The organism is Flavobacterium sp. AK-345 (assembly GCF_058310175.1).
Genome location: NZ_JBZEER010000002.1, coordinates 540,403 through 553,120 on the forward strand (window position 1 = coordinate 540,403; position 12,718 = coordinate 553,120).

Consider the following 12,718-nt stretch of genomic DNA (forward strand, 5'->3'; position numbering starts at 1 on the left):
AATTTAAAAAGTTACATTTAAGCCTAGGGTTAAGCCTGTAGTACTTGGATATTTATCTCTATTGTCCATTCCTTGCGACAACGGATCATCTCTCTTTATCTCAGGATCTAATCCTTTATACTTTGTAATTGTTGCTAAATTATTTCCGGATACATACAATCGCATTGCGTTTATAACTTTAAATGGTTTAACATCAAAATTATAAGACAAGGTTATGTTATCTACTTTTACATAATCTCCTTGTTCAACATAATAACTCACATAGGTTTGATTGTAGCTTAATACTGATTTATCATATACTTTATCATATGCTGAATCTAATGTATTGTAAGCAATTGTTGGATTTTCGTAAAACATACGCTGTGTATTTAGTATTTGAAAATCGAAAGCACCTGTTAATACAACACTCAGATCAAACTTCTTGTAGGTAAAAGTATTTGTCCATCCGGCATAATATTGTGGAATACCATTTCCTAAATATTGCTTATAATCATCGTTATACATTTCTGTGGTAAGTGTTTCTCTTGTGCCGTCTGGCAATTCAACAATCCATTTTCCATCTGTAGTAATATCTACCGATTTTAATCCCCAAAAATTACCTATTGGCTGTCCTACTTCTAATCGGTGTGTTTCAAACGAAATTGGGTCTCCTGTGTTTCCGGTATTCAAAAAATCTCCTTCAATTTTATATAAATCATTAGAAAGACTCGTCAGCTTATTTTGATTGTGCGAAAAAGTCATTGAAGAGTTCCAAACAAAATTTTCTGTTTTAACCGGAACCGTATTAAGAAGAATTTCAAATCCTTTATTTTCCATTTTTCCAACATTTGCAGTAATCTCAGGGAACAAATAAGGAGGTGTTGGTACACTATAATCCCATAACATATCACTTGTTTTTTTATTATAGACATCAAAGCTTCCGCTAATTCTATTATTGAAAAAACCAAAATCAAGACCAATATTTATCTCCGTAGTTTTCTCCCAACGTAAATCAGGATTCGGGTTGCTTACCGGCTCTAAACCCTTAACCCATTTTCCATTACTAAAGAAATACCCCTCATAATCATACAATGTCATTGACATATAAGGGTCGTTAGGTATTACTCCTGTTTCTCCATAACCAGCTCTTAGTTTTAAAGTATTTACAGCAGTAATGTCTTTTAGAAAAGATTCTTTATTTATACTCCATCCTGCAGAAGCTGCCGGAAAATTACCCCATTTGTGATTATCTCCAAACTTAGAAGAACCTTCACGCCTGATACTGAACAATAAATCGTATTTGTTATTATAATTGTAGTTGAGCCTGCCAAAGAATCCAATTAATTTACTGTCATTTTTATAACTATCCATAAATGCGATACCATCTGACAAACCATTTCCTACTTCTAAATTATTATAAGAAAAGGCATCTGTTGGAAAATCAGAATTTCTGGCTTCAAATCCCTCGTTAAGGGTATATTGATAACTATAACCACCTAATACTGTGAACTCATGCTTACCAAAAATTTTATGGTATTTAGATGTTATTTCCACATAATCATTATCTGTAGCTCCTGTACTTCTTGAGGCAACTCCATTTCTTCTGTTTATGGTATTTGAATAATGTTTTTTGCTTTCAACATATCCATTTAAACCTGTATTTTTATTTTTTGAAAGCTGTGTACTTATATCCCATCCCGGTAACAAATCCAGAGTCAGATTAGCCGTAAATCTTTGCCATGTGCTATTTCTATCCTGTGTGGTTTCATTCATAATTGCCACAGGGTTGTAATACTGAAGTTTATTTGGATCTTCATTATATGTACCATTTGGGTTATATACAGGAGCAGTAGGATTTCTTATCATTGCCTGTCTGTAAGCATATGCAGCGATGGTCTCTTCAATTCCCATATCGCTTGTCCCGTTTAGCAAGCTTAAGTTAATCTTTAACTTATCATTGAACATGGTATGATTGACATCAAATGAAAATCGATACTCTTTATTAAACGTATTAACAAAAACTCCTGTTTGATTAACATAATTAAGGTTTACTACATAATTTGTTTTAGCACTTCCGCCTTTTAAAGCTAAATTATGATTTTGAGAAAATCCTGTTCCTGAGATTTGATCTAACCAATCCGTACTGGCACCACCGTCGGTAAAAGGTAAGGTAACACCTTGTGAACGCAAACTTCTTTGTTGATTGGCATCCAAAAATTTAGCCTTATTAGCAAAATTAGATGTTGTAGCAAATGTTGAGTACGTAATTGTGGGTGCGGTTTCTTTATTTACTGTTTTTGTTGTAATAAGAATTACTCCGTTAGCTCCTCTGGTTCCGTAAATTGCAGCTGCCGAAGCATCTTTTAAAACATCTATCGACGCAATTTCATTTGGAGCTACCGTATCAATACCTCCGGGTACACCATTAATTAAGACCAAAGGACCAGTTCCTCCTTTTAAGGTTGAGAATCCACGCAATGTAATATCTGGTCTGGATCCCGGATCTCCTGAACCATTATTAATGGTCAGACCCGCAACTTTACCTTTTATAAGATCAGAAGCATCATTAATTGCGCCTCTTGTAAAATCTTTTTCTTTTATACTGGCGATAGCACTTGTAATTCGTGATTTTTTCTGAGTTCCGTATCCTACAACAACTACTTCATTTAATTCTTCTTTACTTTCCTTAAGAACTACATTTACTTTATTCTTATTCAAAACAGAAATTTCCTGAGTTAAAAAACCTAAATAACTGACAATTAATTTTGAATCTTTATTTTTAAGCGTAATCTCAAAATTTCCATCGAAATCACTTACAACGCCATTAGAGGTGTTTTTTTCTAAAACTGATACTCCAGGCAGAGGAAGATTATTTGCATCTGTAATTTTACCGCTGATTTTCTGTTGCGAAAATGAGCTAAAAACTACAAACAAAAATAAAATCGTATACAGCATTTTATCTCTGTAACAGGATGTTGCTGTACTTTTAAAAGCTTGTTTGGCTGGTTTCATAATTTAACAATATTGGTTAGTGTACTTTTGACACTTGTAAAATTATGTTAAATTAGAGTTAACAAAAATGTTTATATTACCACATGCTAATACTATATTATCCGTTTTTTATAGTAAATTTTACTTTATTGATAGAATAATAGATAATTTAACAAAAAAAATGCTGTTAGAGTTTTTTTAGGAGATTTTAATTTAACCCTCAAAAATTAATTTCTTAAATGTTAGCTAGTTTAAAAAATTAACAAAATCACAATCAAATTATTAGAAACAATATTGGCTCATTTAAAAACATTTATTTAAAGAATCTTATTTGTATTTAATCTAAATAAGTTTAGATTTGCAGTCTTAAAAATAAATAACCGCCATGAAGTTAACATTCTCATTAATGCTGCTTGCCGTTTTTAATATAGGCCTGGCACAAAACGCCAAAATCACCGGAAAGATTGTTTCCGAAAATAACGAAGCAGTTTCTTATGCTTCTGTCTCAATTAAAAGCCTTAAAAAAAATACTGTTTCTGATGATAAGGGAAATTTTGAAATCTCTAATCTTACCCCTGGAAACTATACTGTTAATTTCTCGGCAATGGGATTTACAGTTGAGGAAAAAAATATCGAACTCCATGAAGATGAAAACCTTGATCTTTCTGTTGTTTTAAAAGAAAATATCAATACACTGCAAACTGTAGAAATTACAGGACGTAAAGAGAAATCTTATCGAAACACAAAATCTTTTATTGGTGCCAAAACAGAAATTGCTTTAAAAGATTTACCACAAGCCGTTTCGTATGCTACCAAAGAATTAATTGCAGATCAGGGTGCTATCCGCGTAGGCGAAGTGGTGAAAAATTTCAGTGGTGTGAGCCAGTTTACTTTTTATGATGATATTTCGATTAGAGGTTTTAGAATAAACGGAGGAAGTAACACGCAATTACTTAATGGTATGCGAACGTCTACAGGATTCTGGAAACAACCGCTTGCTAATTATCTGGAACGTGTTGAAGTTTTAAAAGGGCCTTCATCGGCTTTGTTTGGAAATGCTTCTCCAGGAGGAGTTATCAACAGAGTTACCAAAAAACCTTTGGATCAGGCTGCAAACAGCGTGAGTTTTTCTACCGGAAGTTTTAATACTTTACGCGCTTTAGCCGATTTTACAGGACCATTGACTGAGGATAAATCGCTTTTATACCGATTAAACCTAGGTTATGAAAATGCAAATTCTTTTAGGGATTTACAATTCGATAAAAATATTGTACTTGCTCCTTCCCTGTCTTTCCTTCCAAATGATAAAACGAGTGTCAATTTTGATTTAATTTACACTAGCTCAAAAAGTATACTGGATCGTGGACAATCGACATATGAAGATGATTTATACTCTACCAAAATTTCTAATTCATTAAATTCTACCAACGATTATTTAAATGAAGAAACTTACATTGTAACGACTTCCTTAAATCATCAATTTACAGATCGTTTGTCATTTTCTGGATCTTATATCCGTACTGGTTACACAGAAGATCTTTTGGAACATCGTGGTGCCAATAAATATGCATCTGCCGGTGACGGATCTACGATTCCGACTTCTATAGAAATGCAGGTTTTTATGCGTAAACGTAAACGTTATATCGATAATCTTTCGACGTTTTTTAAATACGAAGCCAAAACCGGAGCTTTAGATCATAACCTGATTTTGGGTTACGATTATGCTCAGGAAGAAGTTCCTGCAGGAGGTTCGCAATTGCAGGCTACAGGATATAGAAATGCTGCAAATACAGGATCGATTGCAACATATAACCCAGCTAATAAAGCTAATTATTTATTGGATTCCAAAGGTAATCCGGTGCCAAACGTGGCGCATTTTGATTTAACAAATCCGTCTGGATCACAGCAGTTAAAAGACATGAGCAAGTATTTTTATGCAGCCCGTCCTTTTGATCCTACTTTTTATTCTTTATACGGAGTTTATCTTCAGGACCATATTAAGTTTGGTGCATTTCAGGCTTTAATTGGAGTACGTTATGATGAATACAGCGATAAAGAAAACTACAAAAAGACAAATGAAAACAAAGTAAAACAACATTCGTTTTTACCTCGTTTTGGACTTACATATACTGTTAACCCAAACATTAATTTGTACGGAACTTACGTAAAAGGATATAATCCACAAACGGCTTCTTCTTTATCAAACCCAAATGCGGGTGGCCCTTTTGATCCGTTAGAAAGTAATATGATCGAGTTTGGAGGAAAATCTTCCTGGTTTAAAGAAAAGCTTTTTGTAACGGTTGCCCTTTTCAAAATTCAGCAAAAAAACACTTTATATCCGGCAAACGATACTACAAATCCTGATTTAATGCGTGCTATAGGTGAAGAAGAATCGAAAGGTATTGAAATTGATTTGAACGGAAATATCACAAGAAACTGGAGCATCTCTGCTGCTTATTCTTATAATGAAGCTGCAATTTCTGAAAGTCCGATTGAATCTGAAATTGGAAGACAAAAACCAAATACACCGCGCCAGCAAGGTAATTTATGGACCCGTTATAATTTTACAGACGGAGCTTTGAAAGATTTTGGACTTGCTTTTGGAAGCAATTTTGCAACCACACGTACACTAAGCCAAACCGACAAGCAGACACTTCCTGGCTATACTTTATTTAATGCGGCATTATATTACAGCATTAATAAATTTAAAATTCAGGTAAATGCCAATAACATATTGAATAAAACCTACTGGGTTGGTGGCTATGATTATATTCGTTTGTTTCCCGGCGCGCCTTCGAACTGGCTTTTAACTCTTGGTTACTCGTTTTAAAAAGCTTTATTATATTTGAGAATATTTTCCTCTTTTACATGAATAAAACATTTAAAAAAAATATTGGATTTTTACATTTATGGCTCGGACTTTCGTCCGGGCTTATTGTATTTATTGTAGCACTTACAGGAAGCATTTTAGTTTTTGAAGATGAAATTGATGCTTTTGTCAATCCTGAATTTTATAAAGTTTCGACTCTGGGAACAAAAAAATTACCTGTCGATCTTTACGTTAATACCATTCAGAAAAAATATAATATTACTGAATTAGATCGTATTCAAACTTATCAAGATCCGGCAAGAACTGTAATTATTTCCGGAACCGATGCTGATAAAAAAGATCAGATCTTTTCTGTAGATCCTTACACAGGAAAAGTATTGGCGTCTATTCCTGAAAAAAGCAGGTTTTTTTCTGTTGTACTAGATCTGCACAGACATTTGATTTTAGGAAAAGTCGGAAAATTTATTACCGGCTGCAGTTGTCTCATTTTTGCATTTATGCTTATTTCAGGTCTTATTTTATGGTGGCCAAAAAAAATAAAAAACCTAAAGCAAAGATTAACCGTAAAATGGAGCGCTTCTTTTAAAAGAGTCAATTGGGATTTCCATTCGAATTTTGGTTTCTACAGCTTTTTATTTCTTCTGATAATATCGCTGACCGGATTAACATGGTCTTTTAAATGGTTTGAAAGCGGTATCTATTTACTAGCAGACGGAACCACAAAAAAGCCTTCAGCAAAAGTTGAAAATCCAACAAAAGTTGATCCTAAACTTGATAAAACATATTTTTATCAAAACATATTTTCAAAAACAGACAGTATTTATAAATATAAAGGAGATACTCAAATCAGAATCCCATCTGACACCATAAACAGTATTATGGTGATTAAACTCAACCTTGAAAAATCGATTCCAAATATTTCAAGTATGGCTTATTTTGATAAATATACGGGAGAACTTTTAAAAATAAAACCTTACGAATCTTTTAGCCGAGGCGATAAAGTGCGCCGTCTTATTTATCCCATTCATACAGGAAGCATTTATGGCTATCCAACAAAAATTCTGGCTTTTTTAGTCTGCCTTTTTGCTGCGACACTGCCTGTTACGGGTTTAATAATATGGCTGGGAAGGAAAAAAAAGAAAAAAATTAAGTAGCAATATCATTGTAATTGAGAATAGGAAAGTTCAAAAACATCAATTGTTTTAGTGGTTGTTTTTATTTTATCCAGCCAACAGTTTTTTTCCATTCTTCAATTTCCTTTTTTCTTTTTTCAAAGTCTGCCGGTGGCGATTGATTTTCGTTTTCCACCTGTTTTCTTATAATTTCTGTTTGCTCTTCAAGAGTATTAAGTCCGATTACTTTTCTTCTTTCATTTACTTTGGTTACATGATCAAAAAGATTTGGACTTAAATTTCCATATTCGTCCCAATCAAATTGAGTTCCATAAAGTTGCGGCTTATCTTCAAATACTGCTATCCGGTCAGTAAGATAAGCCAAATATTTCGGGTCTGCTTTATTTTCGCTAACGGCAGTTTTCAATAGTTTTGCACACTTTTTCATAAATACTGGCTGCCCAATCGAATGTTGTATAACCAACCAGGTCGCTTCGCTTGCTTCTTTACCAACTTTATCTATTGTTGGATAACCTATAGTATCAATTATATCGTTTAATGTTTTTGCATTTCTGTTATGCAATTCTTTCATTTCTTCATTGTACCCTTCGCTAAGTTGTCCGCTTTTCACAAGTTTATCCCTTAACTCCAAGTCTGCATTTTTCAGGTCAATTATTTTTTCAGCAATGCTTTTATAATCCATTTTGATATTATTTAATTCTGGCAATCTTCCCAAAAAACAAATTACTACCATTAAGCCAATTGCCAAAATGGTTTTAGTTGCTGTTATGTATTTGGTTTTATTTTTTATCTATTGCAAAAATATGATTTGGATGAAACCAAATTATTTTGCCATAATTCAGTTGTTCATCGTCAAGAGCATCATTTCTCAGTAATCCTTTTAAGAGTCCGTTTTCTTTTTCTATAAATTCTACCCACATTCTTTCTCCAAAATTTTCTTTATCGAGAAAGACAAGTTTGACCAAATCACCGTTATTAAGATTTTCTTTTTCCTGCTTTGTTGGTATTGGATAATCGAAAATTATTTGTGTTGCAAGCTTCGAAATATCATCTAAAATAAATTTATCTTTTTTTAAAGTTGGTAATCTTAAATCATTTTTAATAATTTCATATTCAGCTTTATATTTTTCAATAATCTTTAACTCTTTTTTGGATAGTTTTACTTCTTTACCAAAATATCTGTCATCTGTTCTTTTTTGTTTTAATTGATAGTAAATTACTACTGTTAAAACAACTAAAAGCAAAATAATATTAACTAATGTTTTTGTTTCCATAGATTAATTTCTGTTTTTTATCGTGTAAAATGATGCATAACATTCTGATAATAAAGCGATTTTGGGACTAAATTAAACCCAATATTCGAATTTGCCAAATTTTATCACAAATACAAAACCAACTTTCCATTAAGCCAAATAACAGATTAGAACCACTAAAAAAGTCCTAATTTTCATTAGGACTTTTTTTATAGCTAAATTTTAATGTTAAAAATTCGGATTCTAAAAGCTATTGCAGAGCTGTGATCTTACTTTATAAGCACACTTTGGTATTTCGATATATCTTTTAAAACAATACCTGTACCTCTAACTACTGCTCTTAAAGGATCTTCTGCAATAAAAACCGGTAAATCTGTTTTCTGTGAAAGCCTTTTATCAAGACCGCGCAGCAGTGCTCCTCCTCCTGCAAGATACAATCCTGTATTATAAATATCAGCCGCAAGTTCCGGCGGCGTTATAGAAAGTGTTACCATAAGAGCATCTTCGATTCTTTGTATTGATTTATCCAAAGCTCTTGCAATTTCGCGATAACTAACCTTAACTTCCTTAGGTTTTCCGGTTAGAAGATCCCTTCCTCGAACTGTTATGTCGTCAGGAGCATCCTCAAGTTCCTCTATCGCGGCACCAACATCAATTTTTATTATCTCTGCGGTTGCATCTCCAATATATAAGTTATGGTGCGTTCTCATATAATATAAAATATCGTTGGTAAAAACATCCCCCGCAATTTTTAAGGAACTGTCACAAATTATGCCTCCCAGAGCAATAACCGCAATTTCGGTAGTTCCGCCCCCAATATCTACTATAACGTTTCCCTTTGGAAGCATTACATCTAATCCAATTCCAATTGCGGCCGCCATAGGTTCGTGAATTAAAAATACTTCTTTACCATTTACACGTTCGCACGACTCCTTTACAGCTCTCATTTCTACTTCAGTTATACCGCTGGGAATGCAGACTACCATTCGCAGTGCAGGAGTAAAAAAATTTCTTTTTAATTCTGGGATATTTTTTATAAACCAGTTGATCATTTTCTCAGAGGCATCAAAATCTGCAATAACCCCATCTTTAAGAGGCCGGATTGTCTTAATATTTTCATGCGTTTTACCCTGCATCAAACTCGCTTCTTTACCAACTGCAATAATTTTTCCGTTTCTAATATCTCTGGCTACAATCGAAGGACTGTCTACCACTATTTTTCCATTATGAATTATTAAAGTATTTGCCGTTCCTAAATCCATCGCTATTTCCACCATCATAAAATCAAATAAGCCCATATATAGTATTGTTTTATTTAAACAACGCTAATGCTAATGTTTTTATTCTCTATAAAGATAAATTTTAAATATATTTTACTGTTTTTTCTACTTACTTCAAAGTCCGACAATAATTTACATCATAATGATAATCATATAACTGTATCATTCAATTATATAAAGTGAAAATGTTTTTTTACCCATAATTTTAATTCATATAAATAGAATCACTTAAAAATAAAAATATGGAAAACTTAATCAATCAGGAGAATCTTGAAGACATCAGGGAATTAATAGAATCTAAAATTGCAGACGTTCCCGGAGAAGTGATACTTTTTGGAGCAATTGGTGCTTTACTTCTGTCTTCGTACCTAAATAAAACAGGCCATAAACAGGCTGGCTCAATAGTAGGGAAATTGTCTATTCCGATAATAGGAATTGGGATTGCAAAATATAAAGATGTTATAAAATCGGAAATTGAAAATTATCAGACAACAACGCACGAAAACTTATAGGAATTCTAATCCACGGAATAATTATTTTAGTTTTTCCATTTTTTTTGTCTTATCAATATATTACATTTTATAAATGCCTCCAAACAGATACGTATGGAGGCATTTATTTTGGTCTTTGGAGTTCTAAAAAAATTGCTCCCACTGCTTTTATCAATTTATTGAAAATCGTATCCAAAACTTTTAATAGCAATCTCTTTGTTTATTTAAAGACATGCAAATACATCATTTGTTTTAGAAAATGCTTCAAATCTTGTACTATCGACACTACTGTAAAAGTACATTTACAATCTATATAGATCATACTAAAAGATAATGCATGATATATACAGATTTTAAAAATTTGATGCTAACTAAAACACAATGATGAAAAGACCAATTAAAAAATATGCCTTTTTACTGCTAATCGTTTTTGGAAACGGATATGCACAATCAAAAAAACATCTGGATACCAATAAACCAATTGAAGAACGAGTTTCGCTTTTGATGAAAGAAATGACATTAGAAGAAAAAGTAGGGCAAATGAATCAATACAATGGTTCATGGGATGTTACTGGCCCAAAACCCGAATCAGGTTCTAATGAAGAAAAATACAATAATATAAAGAAAGGACTGGTAGGTTCTATGCTAAGTGTAAGAGGCGTTAAAGAAGTAAGAGCCGTACAAAAAATAGCTGTTGAAGAAACCCGTCTTGGTATTCCGTTACTTTTTGGTTTTGATGTGATACACGGTTATAAAACCCTCAGCCCTATTCCGCTGGCTGAAGCTGCAAGCTGGGATTTAGAAGCCATTAAAAATTCGGCGCGCATTGCTGCTATTGAAGCTTCTGCTTCCGGATTAAACTGGACTTTTGCACCTAATGTAGATATCTCGAATGATGCAAGATGGGGACGAGTAATGGAAGGTGCCGGAGAAGACCCTTATCTGGGCAGCAAAATTGCTACCGCTCGTGTTAAAGGGTTTCAGGGAGAGAGCTTAAGTGCGAATACTTCTATTATTGCCTGCGCCAAACATTTTGCAGGTTATGGTTTTGTAGAAGCAGGCAGAGAATATAATAGTGTCGACATGAGTAATTCTAAGCTGTACAATAGTGTATTACCGCCTTTTAAAGCGACTGTCGATGCGGGAATTCGTACTTTCATGAATTCATTTAATACATTAAACGGAGTTCCGGCAACCGGAAATAGTTTTTTGCAAAGAGACATTTTAAAGGGAGCCTGGAAATTTGATGGTTTTGTAGTTTCTGACTGGGCTTCTATAGGCGAAATGATTACCCACGGTTACGCAGCCGATGCAGCCGATGCCGCTCAAAAAGCTGCTATTGCAGGCTCTGACATGGATATGGAATCAAATGTTTATGTAACAGAATTGGCGAAGCTGGTAAAAAAAGGATTGGTAAAAGAAAGTGTGGTCGACGATGCTGTTCGCAGAATTCTTAGAGTAAAATTTGAATTGGGCTTGTTTGATAATCCATACAAATATTGTGATGAAGCCCGTGAAAAATCAAGTATTGGAAACAAGGCCAATAATGATGCTGTCCTTGATATGGCAAAAAAATCAATTGTTTTATTGAAGAATGCTAGTCCGCCGGGGAGGAATGAAAAACTTTTGCCATTAAAAAAAGAAGGAGTAAAAATCGCTTTAATTGGTGCTTTGGCAAATGACAAAACCAGTCCGCTTGGAAGCTGGAGAATTGCCGCTGATGATAATACAGCAATATCGGTTCTTGAAGGAATGCAGCAATATAAAAATAATACTTTAGTTTATGAAAAAGGAACTGATGTGGCTTTAAACAAACAAGTATTTGTTGATGAAGTAAAAATTAATACCACTGATTTTTCCGGATTTGAAGCCGCTAAAAAGGCCGCCAGACAAGCAGAAGTTGTGGTAATGGTTTTAGGAGAAATTGGTTTTCAAAGTGGCGAAGGACGCAGCAGGACTGAATTAGGTCTGCCTGGTAATCAACAGCAATTGCTAGAAGAAGTTTACAAAGTGAATCCTAATATCGTTTTGGTCTTAAATAACGGGCGTCCGCTGGCATTACCTTGGGCAGCAGAAAATATTCCTGCTATTGTTGAAGCTTGGCAGTTAGGAACTCAATCCGGAAATGCAATTGCACAGGTTTTGTACGGAGATTACAACCCAAGTGGTAAGCTGACAATGTCATTTCCAAGAAACGTTGGGCAATGTCCAATTTATTACAATTTGTACAATACAGGGCGACCAACCAATAAAGATCAAAACGCTTTTTGGTCTCATTATATTGATGTCGAAAAAACACCATTATATCCATTTGGTTATGGATTAAGCTATACTTCTTTTGAATATAAAAATCTGAAATTAGCAAAAACATCCTTCCAGAAAGGAGAAAAAATTGAACTAAGTGTTGATGTTACCAATACCGGAAATTTTGATGGGAAAGAAGTCGTTCAGTTGTATATAAATGATGTCGCCGCCAGTGTGGTTAGACCTGTGAAGGAATTAAAAGGTTTTGAACTTATTGCATTAAAAAAAGGAGAAACTAAAACCGTTCAGTTTACCTTAACTGACAAGGAACTTGGTTTTTATGACAACAATGGTAAATTTTTAACCGAAGCTGGTTTGTTTAATGTTATGGTTGGCTGGAATTCTAATGAAGGTCTTACGAGTAAATTCGAACTAAAATAAACGCTAACGAACTTAAAAACAAAAAGATAAACCTTATTATTTGATTTATTTTTAAGCAATTTATAGCCTGAGTACG

Annotated in this window: 8 protein-coding genes; 4 read left to right on the forward strand and 4 right to left on the reverse strand. The window is 33.7% G+C overall.

The annotated features are described in order from the left end of the window. Positions 1-3 precede the first annotated feature (3 nt). On the reverse strand, positions 4-2,991 hold the full coding sequence (locus AC4FQ3_RS06510) for a SusC/RagA family TonB-linked outer membrane protein (RefSeq protein WP_491181315.1): 2,988 nt from the start codon (positions 2,989-2,991) through the stop codon (positions 4-6). Between the two features lie 364 nt (positions 2,992-3,355). Between AC4FQ3_RS06510 and AC4FQ3_RS06515 the strand changes: the two genes are divergently transcribed. Both AC4FQ3_RS06515 and AC4FQ3_RS06520 read left to right on the forward strand, forming a co-directional pair. Continuing rightward, positions 3,356-5,800, forward strand: a complete 2,445-nt coding sequence (locus AC4FQ3_RS06515; RefSeq protein ID WP_491181316.1) for a TonB-dependent siderophore receptor — start codon at positions 3,356-3,358, stop codon at positions 5,798-5,800. Positions 5,801-5,838: 38 nt separating this feature from the next. Then, complete coding sequence (locus tag AC4FQ3_RS06520; protein WP_491181317.1) at positions 5,839-6,954, forward strand: PepSY-associated TM helix domain-containing protein; 1,116 nt, start codon at positions 5,839-5,841, stop codon at positions 6,952-6,954. A gap of 61 nt (positions 6,955-7,015) precedes the next feature. Here AC4FQ3_RS06520 and AC4FQ3_RS06525 read toward each other — a convergent pair whose 3' ends face one another. The 3 genes from AC4FQ3_RS06525 to AC4FQ3_RS06535 form a co-directional block, all read right to left on the reverse strand. After that, on the reverse strand, positions 7,016-7,615 hold the full coding sequence (locus tag AC4FQ3_RS06525; protein ID WP_491181318.1) for a DUF6624 domain-containing protein: 600 nt from the start codon (positions 7,613-7,615) through the stop codon (positions 7,016-7,018). A gap of 97 nt (positions 7,616-7,712) precedes the next feature. Beyond that, entirely contained in the window at positions 7,713-8,207 is a 495-nt protein-coding gene (locus tag AC4FQ3_RS06530; protein WP_052483745.1) for a hypothetical protein, read from the reverse strand. A gap of 248 nt (positions 8,208-8,455) precedes the next feature. After that, the gene (locus AC4FQ3_RS06535; protein ID WP_491181319.1) at positions 8,456-9,484 is read right to left on the reverse strand and encodes a rod shape-determining protein; all 1,029 of its coding nucleotides are present in this window, start codon (positions 9,482-9,484) and stop codon (positions 8,456-8,458) included. Between the two features lie 224 nt (positions 9,485-9,708). Here AC4FQ3_RS06535 and AC4FQ3_RS06540 point away from each other — a divergent pair, with 224 nt between their 5' ends. Together AC4FQ3_RS06540 and bglX are read left to right on the forward strand one after the other, a co-directional pair. Continuing rightward, on the forward strand, positions 9,709-9,978 hold the full coding sequence (locus AC4FQ3_RS06540) for a hypothetical protein (protein ID WP_042566645.1): 270 nt from the start codon (positions 9,709-9,711) through the stop codon (positions 9,976-9,978). Positions 9,979-10,341: 363 nt separating this feature from the next. Then, positions 10,342-12,642, forward strand: a complete 2,301-nt coding sequence (gene bglX, locus AC4FQ3_RS06545) for a beta-glucosidase BglX (protein ID WP_491181391.1) — start codon at positions 10,342-10,344, stop codon at positions 12,640-12,642. Positions 12,643-12,718 lie beyond the last annotated feature (76 nt).